Consider the following 20,672-nt stretch of genomic DNA (forward strand, 5'->3'; position numbering starts at 1 on the left):
GAGAGGCATGATGTTCACGACGATGGTGGAGGGCACGGCCGAGGATTGGGCGCATATCGCGGCCGAACATGGCAAGCACCAGATGAGCGCCGCGCCGCGGCAGATCATGGACTCGCTGGCGCGGCTGGCGGCCATGGAGGTGGGCTTTGGCGCCAACCAGTTGCAGCACAGCCTGATGGCCGGCACGCTGGCGCGGCGCGCCGGAGCCAGCGACGAGGAGGTGGTGGCGGCGCTCTGCCATGATCTGGGCAAGCTGTTCTCGATCCCCAATCACGGGCCGATCGCCGCCGAGATGCTGAAGCCCTATGTCTCTGACGACATCTATATGGCGGTGAAGCACCATCAGGACTTTCAGGGCCGCTATTATTATGAGTATCTCGGCAAGCCCTCGACGCTGCGCGAGAATTTCCGGGATGAGCCCTGGTATGAGTTTGCGGTAAAGCTGGTCGATGAGTGGGACGCGCCGGCCTTTGACCCGGATTATCCGGCCGACACGCTGGAGAGCTTTGCCGAGGTGGTGACCCGGGTGTTCACCGCGCCCAAGCGGATGATCTAGAGCCGCTTCACGCAGAGCAGATCGACACGGGCGCGCACGGCTTCGAGCGGTTCGTCCATGGTGCACATCCAGTGTGCATTGGCGTGGAAGAGCGTGGCCTTGCTGCTCAGGATGCCGACATGGCCGGGGAAGAAGGCAAGGTCGCCGGCGCGCGCATCGGCCAGGGCAACGGGCGTGCCCAAGGCTTCGCGCTGCAGATCGGAATCGCGCGGACAGGGGAAGCCGCAGGCAGCGAGCGCGGCCTGCACCAGCCCAGAGCAATCGACGCCGGCGGGCGTTCGGCCGCCCCAGACATAGGGCGCATGTTCGAACAGCCTGGCAACGCCGAGCGGGCTTGGCGTGGCCAGGGCGGCGACATGCCGGGTGTGGACATGGCCGCCCGAGGCCAGCGCGATGAACTTGCCGGCGGGCACGCCGTGGATGCGCGCGCCGTGGTGCAGATGGGTCTCGACCGGGGCCTTGATGTCGGGCCGGGTGAAGACCGGGGCGGCGCGCGCGGTGATGACGTGAACCGGCGCAGGCTCTTCGGCGGGCTCGTCAAGTGCTGTGAGCGGCAGCCAGCCGGTATAGCCGTCATGGACGGTGCGGCCGAAGGCCCAGTCGGTCTGAATGTCATAGACGTCAAAGGCTTCGCCGAGGAGCAGCTCGGAGGTGGCGGGGGCCTTGGGATCAGGGTCGCCGCGCATCGGCGTGTGGGGGGCAGCGCCCAGCATCGGCATGGGCGCGGTATAGCGGCCGGCCGCGACCTGGGCCGCGAGCGCGATTTCGACGAGATCGCCGCGCGCGATATGGATGCGCGGATCAAGCGCCGGGCGGGGGCCGGTGAGGCGGGCTTCGCGGCTCATTTGCCGTAGCGGCTCTTGATGAGGGCGAAGCTGGCGCGCAGCGCCAGCGCCTCGCCGCCCTTGGGACGGCCGGGGCGGGCGTGATTGTTCCAGGCGAAGGTGTCGAAATGCGCCCAGCGCTGGCCCTCTGGCACAAAGGCCTGGAGGAAGAGCGCGGCGGTGATGGCGCCGGCGAAGGGGCCTTCGGCGCTGTTGACCATGTCGGCGATGGTGGATTTGAGCAGCCGCGCATAGGGCTGCCAGAGCGGCAGGCGGTGGAGCGGATCATGCGCGGCGTCTGCGGCGCGCGCGAAGTCGGCAGCGAGCGCCTCATCGGGGGTGAACAGCGCTGGCAGCTCGGGGCCGAGGGCGACCCGGGCCGCGCCGGTGAGTGTGGCGAAATCGAGGATCAGGTCGGGCTTGTCTTCGGCGGCCAGCGCAAGGGCATCGGCCAGCACCAGGCGGCCTTCGGCATCGGTGTTCGTGATCTCGACGGTCTTGCCGGCGCGCGAGGCGAGGATGTCGCCGGGGCGCATGGCATGGCCGCTGATGCAGTTTTCTGCGGCCGCGATGAGCAGGCGCAGGCGCACCGGCAGGCCGGCCTGCATGACCAGCCGGGCCAGTGCCAGCGCCGTGGCGGCGCCTCCCATATCCTTCTTCATCAGCGCCATGGAATTGCCGGGCTTGAGATTGAGGCCGCCGCTGTCGAAGGTGATACCCTTCCCGATGAGCGTCAGCTTGGGGTGGCTGGCCTCGCCCCAGCCGAGATCAATCAGGCGCGGCGCCTGTGTGGCGGCGCGGCCGACGGCGTGGATCATGGGCAAGTTCCGGTCGATGAGCGCCTCGCCGACGATCGTCTCGACCTTGGCGCCAAAGCCCCTGGCCTCAACGGTGACGGCGGCGGCGAGATCGGCCGGGCCCATGTCGGCGGCGGGCGTGTCGATGAGGTCACGCGCCAGTGCGGTGGCCTCGGCCATTCTGAGCGCTTCGTTGATGGCGGCCGGGCTGGTGCTGAGGAGGAGGCGCGGGGCGCTGTCCTTGGCGGCCTTGTAGCGGGTGAAGCAATGCTGGGCGAGGAGCCAGCCGAGCAGCGGCGGCGGGCTATCGGCGACCAGCCGGTAGCGGCCGGGAGGCAGCTTGGCTGCGGCTGCGGCGAGCGCAAAGGGGTCGGCAGTGTCGATGCCGGCAAGCGCCGTCTGGCTGTCATCCGGCCGGTCGCCCGGGATCAGCAGCACGCTGTCAGCCTCGGCCTTGAAGCGCTGGGCGGCGACATGGCTGCGCAGCCGCTCCGGGGCAGAGCGCAGCCAGGCTTCGAGCGCAGCCGGCGCCAGCGCGACGAGGCTGGTGGCCGGGGCGCCGTCATCGGGGCGCAGCAGGCTGGCAAAATCGGTCATTCGCATCGGCTCCCGATGGCCTTTTGGGCTGTAGCGGTCTGGATGGCCATGGCGGGCTGAAATCGCAAGCGGATTTGCGGGCGCTAGCGGCCGGGGAGCAGGGTGGTGGGGTCAAGCGCGGTGCGGCCACGGCGGATTTCGAAATGAAGCTGCGGCTCGGCGACGGCGCCGGTGCTGCCGGCGCGCGCGATGGGATCGCCGGCGCGGACCTTGTCGCCGCGCGCAACGAGCAGCGCTTCATTATGGCCATAGGCGGTGACCCAGCCCTTTTCATGGCGGATCAGCACGAGATTGCCGAAGCCGGTGATGGCATCGCCGGCATAGGCGACGGTGCCGCTGGCGGCAGCACGCACTGGCGTGCCGGCGCTGACCTTGAGATTGATGCCATCGTTGAAGCGGCCCGCGCTCTTGGGACCGAAGCCGGAGATAACGCGGCCATCGACCGGCCAGAGGAAGGTGAGGGCATCGGCGGGCGCGCTGGCGACGCGGCTGGGCGGGCTGGTGTCGGCGGCCTTGGGCCGCGGCGCCCGGCTCGCCGGCTCGGAGCCGGTGATCAGCGTGTCGACATCGAGGCTGAAGGCCTTGGCGCGCTCCTCGATGGGGCGGGCCTCGACCGTCTGGCGGCTGGGCAGGCGGAGCTTGTCGCCGATGCGCAAGAGATAGGGCGGCTCGAGATTGTTGAGCGCGGCGAGCTCGGGCCAGGGCACGCCGTAGGCCCGGGCGATGGCGATGCCGGTCTCGCCGTTCTTGACCGTATGGATGCGCACGCCGTTCACCTCGCGCGCGTCGGGCACGACCTTGCGCGCGACCCAGGCGGGGCGCTCGTTGCGCGGCGCGGCCGGTTTGGCGGCCGGGCTTGCCGAGCTGGCACGCGGGGGCGTCTGGCCGGGCTGGAGCGGCGGCGGGCTGCCGCAGCTGGCCAGCAGGAGCGGCGGCAGCAAAAGCAGGAGATGGATGGCGCGAGGCATCGACACAGCGAAGGTTTAGGGCGCAGGCGCTGCGATGGCCAGTCGTGATCGGTCGGTCTATTTCTCGGCGAGCGGGGCCAGACTTTCGCGCAGCGCTTCGAGCGTCTGGAAATGGGTCATGTCGAGGTGAAGCGGCGTGACCGAGATGGCGGCTTCGTGCATGGCCTGAAGGTCGGTGGCGTGGCCGGGGGTGGCCTTTTCCTTGCCGAAGCCGTGCCAATAATAGGGGAAGCCGCGCGGGTCGGTGCGCTTGACGAGGTGGATATTGCCATAGTCACGGAAGCCCTGCTCGGTGACGCGCACGCCCTTGACCTGATCAGCGGTGACCGGCGGGAAGTTGATGTTGATGAACACACCGCTCGGCCAGTCGATTGTGGCGACATGGCGCAAGACGGCGGCGCCGTGGGTGGTGGCGGTGGAGAAATCCTCCTGGCCCGCGGTGTAGTTCATCATCACCTGCGAGAGCGCGACCGAGCGAATGCCGGCGAGGCAGCCCTCCATGGCGGCCGAGACGGTGCCGGAATAGGTGACGTCTTCGGCGAGATTGCCGCCGCGGTTGACGCCCGACAGGATAAGATCGGGCTTGTGATCCTCGAGCACGGCGCCCAGCGCCAGCATCACGCAATCGGTGGGGGTGCCGCGCACGGCGAAGCGGCGGGGGCTGACTTCGCGCAGCCGCACCGGCTGGGAGAGGGTGAGCGAATGGCCCGCGCCCGACTGCTCTTCGGCCGGGGCCACGACCCAGACATCATCGGAGAGCTCGGCGGCGATGGCTTCGAGCGCGACAAGGCCGGGCGCGTTGATGCCGTCATCATTGGTCACGAGAATGCGCATCAGCGGGGCTCCAGCCGGGTGATGCCGGCCATATAAGGGTGAAGGACGGGCGGGATGGCGACGCTGCCATCGGCGGCCTGATTATTTTCGAGGATGGCGACGAGCGTGCGGCCGACGGCGAGGCCGGAGCCGTTGAGGGTGTGGACGAAGCCGCGCGTGCCCTTTTCGCCGCGCGTCTTGAGGCGGGCATTCATGCGGCGGCCCTGAAAATCACCGCACCAGGAGATGCTGCTGATTTCTCGGTAGGCGTTCTGCCCCGGCAGCCAGACTTCAAGGTCGAAGGTGCGGCGCGCCGAGAAGCCCATGTCGCCGGTGCAGAGCAGCAGCTTCCGGTAGGGCAGGCCCAGCGCTGTCAGGATGGCCTCGGCGCAGGCGACCATATGGGCGTGTTCGGCCTCGGCCTGTTCGGGGGTGCAGATGCTGACCAGCTCGACCTTCTCGAACTGGTGCTGGCGGATGAGGCCGCGCGTGTCGCGTCCCGCACTGCCGGCTTCGGAGCGGAAACAGGGGGTGAGCGCGGTCAGGCGCAGCGGCAGGCTGTCATCCTCGACGATCTGTTCACGCACGAGATTGGTGAGCGACACTTCGGCGGTGGGGATGAGGTAGCGGTCGTCGCTGGTCTTGAACAGGTCTTCCTCGAACTTGGGCAGCTGACCAGTGCCGAAGGCAGCCTCGGGCCTGACCAGCAGCGGGACGGCGGTTTCCTGCCAGCCGGCGCTGACCTGATGATCGAGCATGAACTGGCCGAGCGCGCGGTGGAGGCGCGCCAGCGGGCCGGACAGGACGGCGAAGCGGGCGCCGGCGATTTTCGCGGCCGCCTCGGCATCATAGCCGAGCCGGGCGGCGAGATGGTCATGTTCGAGGGGGGCGAAATCGAAGCTGGGCAGGGTGCCATGGCGGCTGACCTCGACATTGGCGGTCTCGTCGGGGCCGTCGGGGACGTCATCGGCCGGCAGGTTGGGCAGGGCGGCGAGCAGCGCCTCGATCTCGAGCTTGAGGCTGCGCTCGGCCTCCTCGAGCGCGGGAACCTGTGTCTTGAGGGCTGCGACTTCGGCGGTGAGGGCGTCGGCGGTTTCGCTGTCGCCTTTGGCGCGGGCCTGGCCGATGTCCTTCGACAGGCTGTTGCGGCGGGCGAGCGCGGCCTGAAGCTCGGTTTGCACCTCGCGTAGCCTTGTATCGACGGCGAGGATCGCTTCGGACGGATTGGCGAGGCCGCGCCGGGCGAGGGCGGCATCGAAGGCGGGCGCATCGGTGCGGACGGAACGGATGTCGTGCATGGGGCTGTCTTAACCGCTGGCACGCGCGAGGCAAGGCGGAGCCGTGCAAAATGGGGATTCACGCGCGGCGGTTTTGCTACTAGATATTGTGGTGTGATCGTCATCTGCCCCAATTGCGGCGCGCAATATCGGCTGCCCGACACGGTGTCTGTGGTGGGCAAGCGCATGCGCTGCGCGGACTGCGAGCATCGCTGGACGATTGAGGCGCCTGAGGAGACGCCTGCCGGGGCGCCCGAATTGCCCGAGGCTGCGGCTCCTGAACCGCCGTTGCCCGCTGTTCCGGCTGCGCCACTGCCGGCCGAGACGCCGGCCGCCGAATCGCCGCCTGTTGAGGAGGCCGAGGCGCCGCCTGCTGACGCTGTGGATGAGGACGCCCCGGAGGATGGAGACGACGAAGCGCCTGCGCGCAGTGGCCGGGGTTGGCTTTGGTGGCTGGGCGGGCTGGTGCTGCTGTTGCTGGGCGGGGTTGCGGCGCTGGTCGCGATGGAGCGGCTGGACCCGGCGCGGGTGCCGGTTGTGGGCGGTGCGCTTGCCCGGCTGCAGCCGGGGCCTTCGAAGCTGGTGATCGAGGCCGAGGCGCGGGTGACGCGGGTGCCGGGCGGCGCGCTGGTGCTGGAGGTGACGGGGCAGCTTCGCAATACGGGCCGGGTGGCGATGAGTGTGGGCGCGCTGAAGGCGACGCTGGGCGGCGCGGCGGTGGGCGGCGGCACCAGCGTGGCGCGGCGCTGGACCATCGCGCTGCCGGTGAGGCGGCTGGAGGCGGGCGCCAGCGTCGATTTTTCAAGCACGCTCACCGATGTGCCCGGCGGCGCGACAAGGCTGCGCATCACCACCTCCTGAGGCGGCCTGCGCCCTATCGAGTTTGTGGCTGGATTTGCCCCGCCTCGCGTGGGAGAAGCGCATTGGCAACGGCCTGACAACGCGATTGGGGATGGGTGATGATCTTTGAATATTCGGACAAGACCAAGGCGCTGATCGAGCGCGTGCGGGCCTTCATGGACGAGCATGTCTACCCGAATGAAGAGCGTTATGAGCAGGAAGTGGCCGAGGGCGAGCGCTGGAAGGTGCTGCCGGTCATCGAGGAGCTGAAGCCGCTGGCGCGCAAGGCGGGGCTTTGGAACCTGTTTCTCAACATCTGCGACCATGATGTCGGCGAATGGAAGGGGCCGGGGCTGACCAACCTCGAATATGCGCCGCTGGCCGAGGAGATGGGCCGGGTCGGCTGGTCGAGCGAGGTGTTCAACTGCTCCGCGCCTGACACCGGCAATATGGAAGTGCTGCGCACCTATGGCAGCGAAGAGCAGAAGCAGATGTGGCTGAAGCCGCTGATGGCGGGCGAGATCCGCTCGGCCTTTCTGATGACCGAGCCGGCGGTGGCCAGCTCGGATGCGACCAACATCGAGACCTCGATCGTGCGGCAGGGCGATGAATATGTGGTCAACGGACGCAAATGGTGGAGCTCGGGCGTGGGCGATCCGCGCTGCAAGATCGCCATCGTGATGGGCAAGACCGACCCCAATGCCGCGCGCCATGCCCAGCAGAGCCAGATTCTGGTGCCGCTCGATGCGCCGGGCATCACCAAGCTGCGGCCGCTCAAGGTGTTCGGCTTCGATGATGCGCCGCACGGGCACTTCGAGGTGATCCTCGACAATGTGCGCGTGCCTGTTTCGAACATGATTCTGGGCGAGGGCCGCGGTTTCGAGATTGCGCAGGGCCGGCTCGGGCCGGGCCGCATCCACCATTGCATGCGCTCGATCGGTGCGGCCGAGCGCGCGCTCGAGAAGATGGTCAAGCGGTTGAAGTCGCGCGTGGCCTTTGGCAAGGCGATTTCGGAGCACAGCCTCTGGCATGAGCGCATTGCCGACAGCCGCATTGCCATCGAGCAGGCGCGGCTGCTGACGCTGAAGGCGGCCTATATGATGGACACGGTGGGCAACAAGGCGGCGTCGAACGAGATCGCGATGATCAAGGTTGTGGCGCCCAACATGAGCTGTCTCATTCACGATCATGCCATTCAGGCGCATGGCGGCGGTGGCGTGTGTCAGGATTATGGGCTGGCCTCGGGCTATGCCGGGCAGCGGACGTTGCGTCTGGCCGATGGCCCGGACGAGGTCCACCGCCAGGCGATCGCGAAGAACGAGCTGCGCCGCTATAACTGAGCGGCGGTTGGCGCGTTCGGGGGCTTAGCCCCTTGCGCCCGGCCTGTCTGGCTGCTAACCGCCGCTCTCTACCGGACGGGGCCTCGCCCCGTACACTGGGTCGTGCGGCCATGGCGGAACTGGTAGACGCGCAACGTTGAGGTCGTTGTGGCCGAAAGGCCGTGGAAGTTCGAGTCTTCTTGGCCGCACCAACCCGTTTCGGGCTCAACCCGAAGATCAACCCCCAAGAGGGTTTGCCCGATGAGATCCTTGTCGTCCGCGCAGCCTCCGGCCCGGTCATTCCTCGCCTGGCTGGTGGTGGTGCTGGCCGGGCTTGCGGCCCCGGCGCTGGCCATGCTGATGTTGGTTGATGCACCGGCGCCGGCCCCGCTGGCGCTGGTGGGCGGCCCGATCCTGGCTGTGGGTCTGATGGGCGTTGGCATGATATCAGCTGCGGCGGCCGGGCGGCTGTGGGTTGGCTTGCTGCTGGCGCTGCTGAGCGGCGCGGGCCTTATCCTGCTGGCGCGTGAGCTCGGCATGCCGGCGCTGCCGCACCCGTTTTCGACCGGGATGGCCGTGATCATCGCTGGCTTCAGCTTTGCCTCGCGCGGCGCGCTTTTTGCCCGCTCTGCCGCTGCCAGAGGGTGGTGGATCGCTATCTTTGTGGTTGCAGGCGAGGCGGCCATGCTTTGGACGGCGTCGGCCCTGCCGGGCGCGTTGCCGGACTGGTTGCTGGTCCTGTTGCCGGCGCAATGGGCCAGTGTGGCGATCCAGACGGCGCTGACCGGTACAGGCACACGCGCGGCGAGCTCGGCGCTGTTCGCGCTCGCCGGCACCGGGGCGGTAACGCTGCTGGTGGCCCGGCTGCTGCCGCGCCGCTGGCCCTATCTGCTGATGTTCACGGCTTGGCTCGCCCTGTCCGCGCTGGTCTGGGTCCGGCCCGGCCCGCCTGCGCCGCGCGCTGATCTCGCGGTCGCCGCTGCCCCTGCCGGGCGCATTGCGCCCATGGTCATGACGCCGCCCGATGCCGCGACCGCGAGCGCGCTTGCCCGTGTGCAGCGGCAGATCGAAAAATGGCCCGCGGCTGCGGAAGGCGACCTCACCCAGCGCGCACGCAACCTGCTGCTGATCGCCGCCGTGCCCGATCTCTATGACACCGAGCCGCTGCAATCCCATTTGCCAGCACTGGTCGCAGCCGAGCTGGACGCGCGCCTGCCCGCCGACCGGCGCGCCGCCATTCTTGCCGCCATTGCCGCTGATCCCTCGGCGGGCAGTGTCGCGGCCCGGGAAACGCTGCCAGCGCTGGGCCTGCCGGCCAATCTGGGCGATGAGGCGCCGGTGCGGAACCGGATGGCGCTCTATGCTGCACGGTTGGCCGTTCCTCATGAGGCGGGCCCAACTTGATATCCGCGCTGCTCGACGGATGACCTGGCCATATTGATTTGTTGATAAAGAGCCTGCCTGCGGTTGGCCTGTATGCCAGCGTTTCCATAGATTGCGATGCCGCCGGGTCAACCAATTCGAAACGTGTTGACAGGGTCTCGATTTTCGTCGAGCGGCGAATCTGGACCGTGTTTGATGTGCTGGGGGCGTGGCGCGGGTCTGAAGTCTGTGAGAATGGCGTTGCTGGTGACGGCCAGCGCAAGCCTTGCGGCGTGCGGCGGCGCTGGCGGCGGCGGTCCTGCGGTGGGCAGGCCAGCGCCTCCGCCCGCACCGACGCCGACGCCCAGCACATCGTTGCTCAGCCTGACGGCGAGCGAAAGCTTTCCCACGGATGCGGCGACGGGAACGGTCAGCGTCAACCGGACCACGCAGGCGGCGACCGCGACGGCTGCGCGTTCGACCGTCACCATTGCCTTTGATCAGCCCAGCGGTGGCTACACCATCACGGCGGGCGCGCGCAGCATCACCTTTCTGCCGTCCGATACCGATGCGGCGCAGAGCAATGACGACCTGCTCGTTCTCGTGAAGCGAAACGGGACAACAACCGACAGCCTCACACTCACGCGCGGCGGCACAGCGGGGCGCTTCACCTTCCAATATGTCGGCAGCGGCTTCTGGCAGCGCGCCACCGAAAATACAAACACGGTCGATGGCACCATCGATGCGTTTGTCTATGGCTTCCCCACCGCTGCGGCCGCCGTGCCGCGGACCGGCAAGGGCAGTTATGACGTCGACCTGATCGGTGTGATCTCGCCGGATCAAGGCATCACCGGCAGCGGGCAGCTGGAGGTGCTGTTCGATAGCGGCACCATCCTGATCAGCGGCAACCTCGACAACACCGGTGCGCTGCCACAGAATAGCGGCTTTTCCGGTGCGGCGCAGCTGGGCGCGGGGCGCAGCTTCACCGGCAGTTTCGTCCTTGATGCCCTTGGCGAATTCACTGGCAGTGTTGACGGCGGCTTTTATGGCCCCCAGGGTCAGGAGGTGGGCGGCGCCTTTGCCGTTGCCCAGTCCGATGGCCGCCGGGCGGTGGGCACCATCACCGGGCGTGGCGGGCCGCAAGCGGCGAGCAACACCAGCCTGCGGGCGCAGACGGTCAATGATTTCTATGTCGGTGAAGGCGGCCGTTTGCAGGCGACCTTGTCGGGCGCATCGGGCAGCAACACCAGCGCGGCCAGCTATAGCGGGCTGAATGCCGCCAATGGCGATTTCGTTGTCAACTACAATGCCGCCAGCCAGGCCTATACGGTGGTGGCCGGCAACCGCAGCGCCAGCGGCGACGTTTCCGGCGCCACGACGATCGAGCGCTTTGGCCTGCTCGACACGCAGGGAGCATTCACGCGCACCTCGGCCGGTTTTGCCACCAACCGATACAATGAGCTGGAATATGTCGCCGCCGCGCGCTGGTTCAGGCAGGACGGCAATGGCAACAACAGCGATTATCTGATCGATGAGCTTGCCTTTGGCATCACCACGCCGAACAGCGCGCTGCCGCGCACCGGCGAGGGCGGCTATGCCATTGGCGTGTTCGGCACCGCGGCCGATCCCGATGCCAACAATCTGATGCTGTTTGCCGGGCAGGGCACGCTGCTTGCCAATTTCGGCAGCGGAGCGATCATGCTGAATGCCGGCGTCAACTATGCCGAGGACATTCAGCTTTCCGGCGTCACGCCGCAGACGGCCTCGGGCACGCTCACGGGCACGGCCACGCTTTCGGCCAGCAGCAACGCCTTTGATGGCAGCGTGACGCTGACCGGCCTTGGCAATTACAGCGGCGCCTTGTCGGGCAGCTTCTTTGGCCCGGCCGCCGAGGAGGTGGGCGGCGGCTTCAGCGCAAGCGACGGCGCCGGGCGGCTGGTGGGCAGCTTTGTGGGTGAACGGGACGACAGCATCCTTGCCGCCGGCACGCCCCTGCTCGAGCTGCCCAGCCCGTCGAGCTTCGAGGTGTTCGGCCTGCTCTCCGGAAGCCTTGCGACCAGCAACTTTGATGGCCAATCGATCGTCTATTCACCGGACACCGGCGCCTATCGGCTGGCCGTGGATGCTGGCGAACTGCAGCGGCTGGGCCTTGATCCGGGGCTGGCCACCGCCTTTACGGCGGCCAACCGGGTGGCGGGCGAAAGCAATGCCAGCTTCACGGTCAACCGGGTGGTGGAGCCGGGCACTGGCTCTGACAAGCGGATCACCGGCCGGCTGTTCAACGCCGGGGCTGGCAACACCACCCTGGCGCTGACTTATACCAGCTTTATCGATGTGGTCGTGCAGGAGGTGGATTTGCAGGGCCAGCTGCTCGGCAACGCCAGCACGATGGCGGTGCCGTTCGGGGTGGTGACGCCGCCCGCAGCGCTGCCGCGCAGCGGCACGGCCACCTATAATGGCGTGGCCTTTGCGCGCGGCGTCGTCGTCTCCAGCGTCAATCTGGAGGTCAGCGGCACCACCAGCCTCGTTGCCAATTTCGGCGACAACAGCTTCACTGCCAGCGTGGCCCTGCCCAATGTAGGCGCCGTCCAGAATGTGGCGCCGTTCAATTTCGCCGGCTTCATCGCCACCAACGGCTTTGTCGGCAATGGCACGGTCAGCGTTCCGGAGGGGCAGGTGGGCAATTCCGGGACGTTCATTGGCCGCTTCTTCGGCCCGGCGGCAGACGAGTTCGGCGCGGTGTTCGATGCGTTCCGGAGCGGACCGGACGGCAGCCTTTCCGTTTCAGGCATTGCGGTGGGCAAGAAGAACTGAGCCCGGCGTGACAGCCCTGCCCGTGCTGGCGGCGGCGCTGGCCGTCGCTCAGGCTGTGCCTGCACCCGCACCGCAAGACCCGGCCGCGCCGGTGGCGGTCGAGCTGACCGCCGTGCAGCTGCTGGCGCTCGCCACTGCGCGCGCCGAAGAGGGTGATGTGGCGACGGCTGAGGCCCTGTTCGCGGCGCTGGCCAGGGACCCGGACCTCGATATCCGCAGCGAGGCGCGCTTTCGCCATGGCCGCATGCTGGAGGCGCAGAACCGCTTTGCTGATGCGGCCGTGCTGTATCGGGCCATATTGGATGAGCAGCCCGGCGCGCAGCGGGTGCGGTTGCAGCTGGCGCGCGCGCTGCTGTTTGCCGGCGATGAGGGCGGGGCCGCCCGCGCGCTGCGGCAGGCGCAGGCGGGCGGGCTGCCGCCCGATGTGCAGCAGGTGGTGGCCCAGTTTCAGGGCGCGCTGCGGGCGGTGCAGCCGGTGGGCGGATCATTCGAGCTGGCGCTGGCGCCCAGCACCAACATCAACCGCGCGACGCGTAGCAACACGCTGGACACGGTGATTGCGCCGCTGGAACTGTCGGAGGATGCGCAAGCGCAGTCCGGACTGGGGGCGAAGCTGGCCGGGCAGGGCTTTGTCCGGCTGCCGCTGTCCAGCCGGCTGCGCTGGACCCTGAGGGCATCTGGCCAGGGATTTCTCTATCGGAAGAGCGCGTTCAACGACATCATCGTGCAGCTGGAAACCGGGCTTGAATATACCGCCGGCAAATCACGCCTGCAGCCATCGATTGGCCGCAGCCAACGCTGGTTCGGTGGACGGCCCTTTGTCGATACCGATCTCGCCAGCCTGAGCTGGCTGCGGGCGCTGGGCCGGCGATCGCAGCTGGATGTCAGCCTTGCTGTCGGGCGGAGCAATTTCCGCCAGAATGACCTGCAGGACGGGACCAGCTATGATCTGGGCGTCGGGCTGGAACACGCCTTCGATGCGCGCAGCGGCGGTCGCCTGAGCCTGACGGGGCAGCGGCTGGACGCGCGGGACCCGGGCTATGCCACCACCGGCGGCGGCGCCGGCCTTCTCTATTATCGTGAACTGGGCCGCACCACGGCCTTTGCGTCGGCCAGCCTGTCCTATCTGGAAGCTGATGGCCGCATCGTGCTGTTTCCAAGCCGGCGGGTGGAATGGCTGGCGCGCGCCACGCTCGGCGCCACGCTGCGCCAGGCCAGTGTTCGCGGCTTCGCGCCGGCGGTTCGCCTCGCCTATGAGCGGAATATTTCGACGGTCGGCCTGTTCGATTTCTCCCGCACGGGTGTGGAACTGGGGATCACACGCGCCTTTTGATTCCAGTCCCAGGGGCTGGGATCGCCCTCACCGCAAAAGCCTGTGTCACTCCTCCCGCCAGCCTGCCAGGCGGTGAGCCGGGTGAGTGCCGGGGCTGCAGTGGCCTGGCTGGTCAGGGTCGGCGATGGCGGGAATGGCCGAGAACACGTCCCGATGGCCTAGCGCCGCCAATTGATGAGCGACACCGTGGCCGGCTTCGACATGGCCATGGCCCATCAGCGCGACGACCCGCGCTTCGGGCGTTTCGGCCAATATGGCGGCGATGCCCTCGGCCATGGCGCGGTCCCATATGGTTTGCGCGGCGATGAAGCGCGCAAGCGCCTCGGGTTTGGGCGGCGACGCCTCGCCCGCGCCATGTTCGGCGAAGCTGGCTTCAAGCCGGGCCTTGTAATCAGCACTTGGCGCGGCAGGGCGGCCGAGCGCCGTGCCGGCTTTGCGGGCGGTGTCCAGCCCGGCGTCGAGCCCGTTCTTCGAGGTGGCGCGGACGATGCTGCGGTCGATGTTGACGGCACGCACGGGCAGCGCGTGGCTTCGGGCGAGCTCGAAGACCGGGCGATAGGCGGCGAAGTCATAGCCCCAGCGGATCTCCCATTCGCTCTCGGTCAGGAATTTGGCTTCGTCGCTCGCGCCGCTGGTGAACGCGTCGAGCGCGGCCTGCGCGGCGCGCGGCAGCCATTCGACCGCGATGACGAGCGGGCGGCCATCGGCGGCAAGCTGGCGGGCGGTGTCGGCCTGCCAGCGGTGGATGCCCGGGGTTTCATGCGCTTCGCCGAGCAGGATGATCCGGGCGCGGGCGGCTTCGGCGAGCGCGGCGTTCTGACTTAGCGGCCGGCCCTGGCCATCTTGCCACTGTGCGGGGGGCAGGCAAGGCGCGGCGGTGTCTTCCGGGCTGGGCTGGGCGAGGGCGGCCGCGGCGACGAGCGCGAAGAGTGCGCTCATTCGGCGGCTATGGCCTGGGGATCGCCGCCATGCGCGGCAGCCAGCACCCGGCGAGCCTCGTGCAACGACAGGGCAAAGGCGGCGGCGATGATCTCGGGTCGCATCAGCACCTCTGGCGGGGCGAAGGCGGGCGGCTGGTCAGGCCCCAGAAGCAGCAGCCGATCCGCATAGGCGGCGCCGAGCGCGAGATCATGTAGCGAGAGGAGAACCGTGGCGCCATCGCGTGCAGCCTGCGCGAAACGGCGCATCAAGGCAAATTGATGCGCATAATCGAGGCCGGTCAGCGGCTCGTCGAGGAGCAGCAGCGGATGGGCGACACCGGCATGGCGGGCGGCTTCGACCTGGGCGAGGGTGCGCGCGATGTGCACCCGCTGCTGTTCGCCGCCCGAGAGCTGGGTGGCCGGGCGGGCAGCAAAGCGGGCGACATCGGCATCGGCCATCGCGGCTTCGACAATGGCGCGTCCGGTGCCGCTGGCGGCGGCGAGGCCGAAGGGGGCGAGACCCATGGCGACCACATCGAGGACCGGGAAGGCGAAGGCGAGGCTGACGCGCTGCGGCAGGAAGGCGCGGCAGCGGGCGCGGGCCGCGAGCGAGAGCCGGTGCATCGGCTGGCCGCTGAATGTGACGTGCCCGCCGGCAGGCGCGGCGTCGCCGGCCAGCGTGTCGAGCAGGGTGGATTTGCCGACGCCGTTGGGGCCGGCGATGAGGGTGAGGCTGGCCGGCGGGGGTGCGGCGCACAGCCCCTGCACCAGTGTGCGGCCGCCCCGTGCGAGGCGCAGGTCGGATAGGGCAAGAACTCATGCGAAGCCGCCGCGGACGCGGCTCAGAAGCAGCGCCAGAAAGGCCGGCGCACCGACCAGCGAGATGACCACGCCGACCGGCACTTCGGCCGGCAGGGCGACCATGCGCGCGGCCAGATCAGCCAGCGACAGCGCCACCGCGCCGCCGAGCGCGGCCAATGGCAGCAGAGCGCGGTGGCCCGGCCCGGCGAGCAGGCGGATGCCATGGGGGACGATCAGGCCGACGAAGCCGATGACCCCGGACAGGGCCACGGCCGAGCCAACCGTGACGGCGACGAGCAGGCCGAGGCGGCGGCGCAGCCGGTCGGTATCGAGGCCGAGGTGGCGGGCGGGAGCCTCGCCCAGCGCCAGCAGGTCGAGGGCGCGTGATGTGCTGAAGATGCCCGCAGCAGCGGCACCGAGCAGCAGCAGTGCCGGCATCAGCACCGTCCGCTCCACCTGCGCCAGTGAGCCGAGCATCCAGACGGTGAGGGCGCGCAGCTCGCTGTCAGTAGCGATATAGCTTGCCGCGCCAATGAGCGCGCCGCCCATGGCGTTGACGCCGATGCCGATGAGCAGCATCAGCAGCGTGGCTTCCGGCCCGCGCGCGCGGCCGCCGAGCAGCAGAACCAGCGCGATGGCCCCGATGGCCCCGAAGAAGCCCATGACCGGAAGACCGAAGGGCAGCAGCGGCGCGAGGGCGGCGGGCAGGGCCGCGCCGATGGCACCACCGGCGATCAGCCAGGCGGCGGCGCCAAGTGCCGCCCCGGTGCTGACGCCGAGCAGGCCCGGCTCGGCCAGCGGATTGCGGAACAGCGCCTGCATCGCGGCGCCGGCCAGCGCCAGTGCCGCGCCCACCGCCATGGCGGCGACCATGCGCGGCAGGCGGATGCCGAGCAGCACCAGCTCGGCGGCGGGATCGGCGGGTGTGGCCCCGCGCAGCACGGCAAGAAGATCATTGCCGCTGATGACGACTGCACCGAGCCGCAGATTGGCGACCAGCGAGGCGAGCAGCAGCAGCGAGAGGGCGGCGCCGACGAGCGCTGGACGTGATACGCCGCGCCGGGACGGCGGCGCAGCGGCGAGGCTGGCGGCGGCGGTGGCCATCAGGCCTGGCGCGGCAATGCGAGCGGCGCCAGCGCCTTGCGCGCGCGCTCGACGGCTTCGGGCAGGCGCGGGCCGAAGCCGAGTGCGGCCTGGCTGTCGATCACCTCGAAACGGCCGGCGCGGCCGGCGGGTGTGCCGGCAAAGACCGGGTCGGCCTTGAGGCGGGCGAGTCCGCCAGCGATGCCGACGACATGCGAGGGCAGCAGGATGACCGCTGGCGCGCCGGCGATGGCGGCTTCGGCGGACAGAGGCTTGTAGCCGTTGGCGCGGAAGATGTTGCGACCGCCGACGAGGCTGATGAAGCTGTCACCGGCGCTGTCCTGCCCGGCGGCGAGGATGCGGCCTGGCGCCTGGGCGAGTACCAGCAGACAGGCCGGTGCTGACCAGCCCTGAGGCAGCGGCATCGCGAGCCTCTTCAGCAGGTCGGTGGCCAGCGCCTCGGCGGGCGCGGCCCGGCCGACAGCAGCGCCTATGGTGCGGATGCGCGCGGCGACATCGGCGGCGTCGTAGCCGGGCTTGAGGCGAAGGATGCGCACGCCTGCGCTCTCGATCTGGCGGAGCACGGCGTCTGGCCCGGCGCCATCGGCGGCGATGATGAGATCTGGCCGGGCGGCGAGGATGGGTTCGGGCGCCAGGCTGCGCAGATAGCCGAGCTTGGGCAGGCTGGCGGCGGCTGCGGGATAGGTGGCGGTATCGTCGGTGGCGACGACCATGGCGCCCGCGCCGATGGCGAACAGCGTCTCGGCGACGTCAGAGCCCAGCGCCACGATGCGGCGCGCTGAAGGTTGTGCGGCCAGCGGCGCGGCGGCGAGCGCGAGGCCGCTGGCAAGGACGAGGCGGCGGCTGAGCATCACAGGGTCGGGATGGCCTGCACATGCTCGGCCCAGGCCGGGATTTCCGGGATGCCGGGTTTGCGCTCGCCGAAGAACTGGGCGATCATGCTGCCGTCTTCGGCGAAGAGCTCGATCGAATGGACGGCGGCGTCGCTCTGCGGCTTCCACACGGCATAGGCGGCGGCGATCATGTCTTCGCGCAGGTGCAGGTTGAAGCCCTTGTCGAGCACGTTGAGCCAGGGACCCATCACCTTGATGTTGTGCACAGGGCCGCTGTGGATCTGGATGCAGCCTTCGTTGCCGACGAAGCACATGATCGGAACCTGCTTTTCGGCGCAGTCCATCAGCAGCTGGCGGATGGCGTCGGTGGCGATGGGGCGCGCATAAGGCGCGCCGGCGAGGCGCAGCGCCTGCTGGCGGCCGGCGCCGAGCTTGCGCAGCATGCCGAAGAAGTCATGGACATCCTTCAGCTCGGTCCAGCCATCGCGCAGCGCTGCGACATCGATCTCGCCGTCCGGGCGCTCTTCGGCGGGTGCGGCGCGCGGGGTGGCGGTGATCGGCTCGAAGTCACCGGCGAACCGTTCGACGAGCGCGGCCCAGGCGGTCATGTCGGTGACGGGACGGGCGAAGATCTTGTGGATGGCCGTGCCGTGGCGATCGAAGAATTGCAGCGAATGGCGCAGGCTGCCGTCTTTCTGCGGCGTCTCTACGGCATAGGCGCTGGCCCATTGGCGCATGAACAGGCGCAGGTCGATGTCATAGTTGACCACCAGCCCCATGCCGGGGCCGATGTCGATCTTGTCGTAGATGCCGTCCTTTTCATGGACGCAGGCGGGGTTGCGGGTGAGCGCCATCACCGTGCCGAGCGGGGTGAGCGCCTTCAATATGTCCTTGGCCGGCGCGGCCAGCCGGGTGATGCGCGCGCCCTGATCGTCAGCGGCGTGGCGGGTCAGCCATTCGCCTTCGGAAAGGCCCATGGCAGCGGCCTGCTCGATGGGCCGGAGCGGGCGGGCGGGGGTGGCGGGCTGGGTGAGGGTAGCGGTCTGGTTCATGGCGAGCATCCTTGCGCGATAGCGAATCAGTTGCAATAGCAGGATAGGGAATTGCGGGTGCGTTTCAATAGCGCAGTATCAGGCTGGCGCTGATGTTGCGGCCGGGCATGGTGAAGGCATCTTCGATCCCGGAATTGGCGGCCAGCCCGCGGACGTCGTTCCACCACCAGTATTTCTGGTTGGTGACGTTGAAGACGCCGATGCGGGCCTGGGCATGGCCGCTGAAGCTGAAGGCGGCGGTGAGATCGAGGATGGTGAAGGCCGGGCTGGCGAAACAGTCTGGCGAGCAGGCCTCGGCGATGCCGGCCTGGTTCTTCGATGCGCTGTGGGTGGCGATGGCCTGAATGAACAGCTTGTCCTCAATCCCGCGCCAGTTGAGCCCGGCGACGAGGTTGAACGGGCTGATCGGCGACAGCGGGGTTTCGATGTCGACCTGTCCCGGCCGGGCGCCAAGCGCCTCGCCGCGCGCCCAGGCGGCGGCGATGTTGAGGCCGAAGCCGAGACCGAGCGTGGCGTCGAGCCTGGCTTCCACGCCTTCAATCTTGACGCTGGCGAAGTTGATGAACTGGAAGATTGCGGGATCGTTTGGCCGGAAGCTGCCGCTGACCTGCACCTGATCGATGAAATCGCGGTAGCGGGCGCTGAAGACATTGACCTGGCCATTGAGCGTCGCGCTGCCGACCACGGCTTCGCGCAGCCGCAGGCCGCCTTCCCAGGCGCGGCTGGTCTCGGGGCGCAGATCGGGATTGGCGACCGACAGATAGCCGGCGACCGGGTTGATGAAGCCATTGTTGACCTGGCTTGGCGTCGGGCTGCGGAAGCCCTCAGCATAGCTGACAAAGGCGCCGAAGGCGGGCGTGAGCCAGCCGACTGCACCCAGCTTGGGTGACAGGCGCGAGCCGGTCTGGCTGGCGGCCTGACCCGGAAACAGCGGGTCGTCATCGACGCCGAGCCGGTAATGATCGAGGCGCAGCGAGGGGTAGAGCAGCAGCCGGCCATCGGCGATGTCGATGCTGTCCTGAACGAAGATGCCGCCCTGATCATAGTCGGTATCGGGGAAGGCCTTGCTCGGGAAGGTTTCGCCGAACGGCGGCACGGTGCCGTCGCGCAGGCCCGTCTGGCGGGTGCGCGAGAAGTCGCCGCCCAGCATGAAGCGGTGCTTGATGCTGCCCGTGGCGAAGCGCAGCGCCAACTGGCTGTTGATGCCGGTGACCCGGTTGTCGAACTGGTTGTCGCGGATCCGGTCGGGCAGCAGGTTGCGGTCCTCGAAGCTCTGCTGCCGGTTGCGGCTGTTCTGGTGGTAAAGGATGACGAAAGCATCTTCGACCAGACCTTCACCGCTGTAGCGCCAGTCGAGGCTCACGCGGTCGCGGGCGATGTCATCCTGAAGCTTGAGGTCGAGGACGGCGCGTGGGGAGAGCATGCCGCCGGGCGGCACCGGGGTGCGGCCGGTCAGAACATCGGACGTTGTCTCGCCGCGCAGCAGTTCGCCGGTGAGGCGCAACTTGTGGCCACCGCCCGCATCATAGACCAGCTTGGCAAGGACGGAATCCTGATTGGCTTCAAGAGGATTGGGCACCGTGCGGGTGGCGTCGGCGGCGTCATTGGTGCCGAAGTTGCTGGGCGGGCCATTGTCACGCCGGCTGTAGGCGATGAGCGCCGAGAGCCGGCCGCTGCGGCCGGCCAGCATCAGCGACTTTGCCCAGCCTTCATCAGCACCCGTATAGCCGAGGCGGGCGCGCACGCCGATGTTGTTGCCCTCGGCGATCAGGTCTTCCGGATCGCGCGTGGTGAAGCTGACCGCGCCGGCGAGCCCGTCGGAGCCATAGAGCGCCGCGGTCGGGCCGCGCAGGAATTCGACCGTCTTCAGAAGCTCGATGTCGGCATAGTCACCGCGGCCGGCGCTCTGGGCGCCAAAGGCGAAGCTATCGGGCAGGCGGATGAGATCTTGCTGGATCAGCACCCGGTTGCCCGACAGGCCGCGCACGGTGAAGCCGCTGTTGCCATCCCGCCCGGTGGTGCCAAAGGCCGCGCCCGGCCGGCTCGGCTGGCTGCGCACATCGATGCCGGGCTCGAAGCGGACCAGATCCTTGATGTCTTCCATCAGATTGTCCTGGATCTTTTCGGCGGTGATGACGCTGACCGTGGCCGCGACATCGGCCGCATCGGTGGGGGTGCGCGTTGCGGTGACGGTGATCACCGGCGCAGCTTCGGCATCTGCTGCGGCCGCTGCATCGGCGGCGCGACTTGCGCCGAGACTGGGCGTGGCAAGGGTGGCGGCGAGGCAGCTTGTGGCGAGAAGGCGGCGCAGCGCGACGGGGCGAAGCATGGAATGCAGATCCTTGTTACGAACGATTCGCAGGAGCATTAGCAATCGATGCTGGATCCGGGCAAGCGGTTTTTCGCAAATGCGAACCAATCGCGACAAATGCCGTTGATCGGGCCTTTTCTCGCCGTGGCTT

The 20,672-nt window shown here is 68.6% G+C and carries 17 protein-coding genes and 1 tRNA gene; 7 read left to right on the forward strand and 11 right to left on the reverse strand.

Annotation, left to right across the window (positions count from 1 at the left end):
- The first annotated feature begins 7 nt into the window (after positions 1 to 7).
- Entirely contained in the window at positions 8 to 556 is a 549-nt protein-coding gene (locus ACMVO5_RS11645; protein WP_416907665.1) for an HD domain-containing protein, read from the forward strand.
- On the opposite strand, the gene ACMVO5_RS11650 is transcribed toward ACMVO5_RS11645, so the two are convergent.
- The 5 genes from ACMVO5_RS11650 to serS form a co-directional block, all read right to left on the reverse strand.
- Entirely contained in the window at positions 553 to 1,401 is an 849-nt protein-coding gene (locus tag ACMVO5_RS11650) for an NlpC/P60 family protein (RefSeq protein ID WP_416907666.1), read from the reverse strand. The genes ACMVO5_RS11645 and ACMVO5_RS11650 overlap by 4 nt on opposite strands.
- Positions 1,398 to 2,774, reverse strand: coding sequence for a leucyl aminopeptidase family protein (locus ACMVO5_RS11655; RefSeq protein WP_416907667.1), 1,377 nt, complete (start codon positions 2,772 to 2,774; stop codon positions 1,398 to 1,400). Before ACMVO5_RS11655 ends, ACMVO5_RS11650 begins: the two co-directional genes overlap by 4 nt.
- Positions 2,775 to 2,857: 83 nt before the next feature.
- Complete coding sequence (locus tag ACMVO5_RS11660; RefSeq protein WP_416909370.1) at positions 2,858 to 3,742, reverse strand: peptidoglycan DD-metalloendopeptidase family protein; 885 nt, start codon at positions 3,740 to 3,742, stop codon at positions 2,858 to 2,860.
- A gap of 57 nt (positions 3,743 to 3,799) precedes the next feature.
- On the reverse strand, positions 3,800 to 4,576 hold the full coding sequence (gene surE, locus ACMVO5_RS11665; RefSeq protein ID WP_416907668.1) for a 5'/3'-nucleotidase SurE: 777 nt from the start codon (positions 4,574 to 4,576) through the stop codon (positions 3,800 to 3,802).
- Positions 4,576 to 5,853 (reverse strand): serine--tRNA ligase, encoded by a 1,278-nt coding sequence (gene serS / locus ACMVO5_RS11670; protein ID WP_416907669.1) that lies wholly within the window; start codon positions 5,851 to 5,853, stop codon positions 4,576 to 4,578. The genes surE and serS overlap by 1 nt, the downstream gene beginning before the upstream one ends.
- 93 nt (positions 5,854 to 5,946) lie before the next feature.
- On the opposite strand from serS, the gene ACMVO5_RS11675 reads away from it, so the two are divergent.
- From ACMVO5_RS11675 to ACMVO5_RS11700, 6 genes are all read left to right on the forward strand, one after another.
- Positions 5,947 to 6,693: a zinc-ribbon domain-containing protein gene (locus ACMVO5_RS11675; RefSeq protein WP_416907670.1), complete on the forward strand. Its 747-nt coding sequence runs from the start codon at positions 5,947 to 5,949 to the stop codon at positions 6,691 to 6,693.
- Positions 6,694 to 6,791: 98 nt separating this feature from the next.
- Complete coding sequence (locus ACMVO5_RS11680; RefSeq protein ID WP_416907671.1) at positions 6,792 to 8,012, forward strand: acyl-CoA dehydrogenase family protein; 1,221 nt, start codon at positions 6,792 to 6,794, stop codon at positions 8,010 to 8,012.
- Between the two features lie 104 nt (positions 8,013 to 8,116).
- Positions 8,117 to 8,203: transfer RNA gene (locus ACMVO5_RS11685), tRNA-Leu, on the forward strand.
- Positions 8,204 to 8,252: 49 nt separating this feature from the next.
- Positions 8,253 to 9,395 (forward strand): hypothetical protein, encoded by a 1,143-nt coding sequence (locus tag ACMVO5_RS11690; RefSeq protein WP_416907672.1) that lies wholly within the window; start codon positions 8,253 to 8,255, stop codon positions 9,393 to 9,395.
- 225 nt (positions 9,396 to 9,620) lie between these two features.
- Positions 9,621 to 12,167, forward strand: a complete 2,547-nt coding sequence (locus tag ACMVO5_RS11695; RefSeq protein WP_416907673.1) for a beta strand repeat-containing protein — start codon at positions 9,621 to 9,623, stop codon at positions 12,165 to 12,167.
- Positions 12,168 to 12,174: 7 nt separating this feature from the next.
- A complete protein-coding gene (locus ACMVO5_RS11700) occupies positions 12,175 to 13,500 on the forward strand; it encodes a surface lipoprotein assembly modifier (RefSeq protein ID WP_416907674.1) in 1,326 nt (441 codons plus the stop codon).
- A gap of 45 nt (positions 13,501 to 13,545) precedes the next feature.
- On the opposite strand, the gene ACMVO5_RS11705 is transcribed toward ACMVO5_RS11700, so the two are convergent.
- The 6 genes from ACMVO5_RS11705 to ACMVO5_RS11730 all read right to left on the reverse strand — a co-directional run bounded on the left by ACMVO5_RS11705 (position 13,546) and on the right by ACMVO5_RS11730 (position 20,539).
- Positions 13,546 to 14,439, reverse strand: coding sequence for a ChaN family lipoprotein (locus ACMVO5_RS11705; protein WP_416907675.1), 894 nt, complete (start codon positions 14,437 to 14,439; stop codon positions 13,546 to 13,548).
- Positions 14,436 to 15,188 carry an ATP-binding cassette domain-containing protein gene (locus ACMVO5_RS11710; RefSeq protein ID WP_416907676.1) on the reverse strand — a complete coding sequence of 251 codons (753 nt, stop codon included), beginning with the start codon at positions 15,186 to 15,188 and terminating at the stop codon, positions 14,436 to 14,438. The genes ACMVO5_RS11705 and ACMVO5_RS11710 overlap by 4 nt, the downstream gene beginning before the upstream one ends.
- Positions 15,189 to 15,236: 48 nt before the next feature.
- Positions 15,237 to 16,325, reverse strand: coding sequence for a FecCD family ABC transporter permease (locus tag ACMVO5_RS11715; protein ID WP_416907677.1), 1,089 nt, complete (start codon positions 16,323 to 16,325; stop codon positions 15,237 to 15,239).
- Positions 16,325 to 17,176, reverse strand: a complete 852-nt coding sequence (locus ACMVO5_RS11720; RefSeq protein ID WP_416909371.1) for a heme/hemin ABC transporter substrate-binding protein — start codon at positions 17,174 to 17,176, stop codon at positions 16,325 to 16,327. Before ACMVO5_RS11720 ends, ACMVO5_RS11715 begins: the two co-directional genes overlap by 1 nt.
- On the reverse strand, positions 17,176 to 18,210 hold the full coding sequence (locus ACMVO5_RS11725; RefSeq protein ID WP_416907678.1) for a hemin-degrading factor: 1,035 nt from the start codon (positions 18,208 to 18,210) through the stop codon (positions 17,176 to 17,178). Before ACMVO5_RS11725 ends, ACMVO5_RS11720 begins: the two co-directional genes overlap by 1 nt.
- A gap of 64 nt (positions 18,211 to 18,274) precedes the next feature.
- Positions 18,275 to 20,539 (reverse strand): TonB-dependent hemoglobin/transferrin/lactoferrin family receptor, encoded by a 2,265-nt coding sequence (locus ACMVO5_RS11730; RefSeq protein WP_416907679.1) that lies wholly within the window; start codon positions 20,537 to 20,539, stop codon positions 18,275 to 18,277.
- Positions 20,540 to 20,672: the final 133 nt, after the last annotated feature.

Origin of the sequence: Polymorphobacter sp. (assembly GCF_048007885.1) — a bacterium.
In the GTDB taxonomy this organism is placed as follows: domain Bacteria; phylum Pseudomonadota; class Alphaproteobacteria; order Sphingomonadales; family Sphingomonadaceae; genus Sandarakinorhabdus.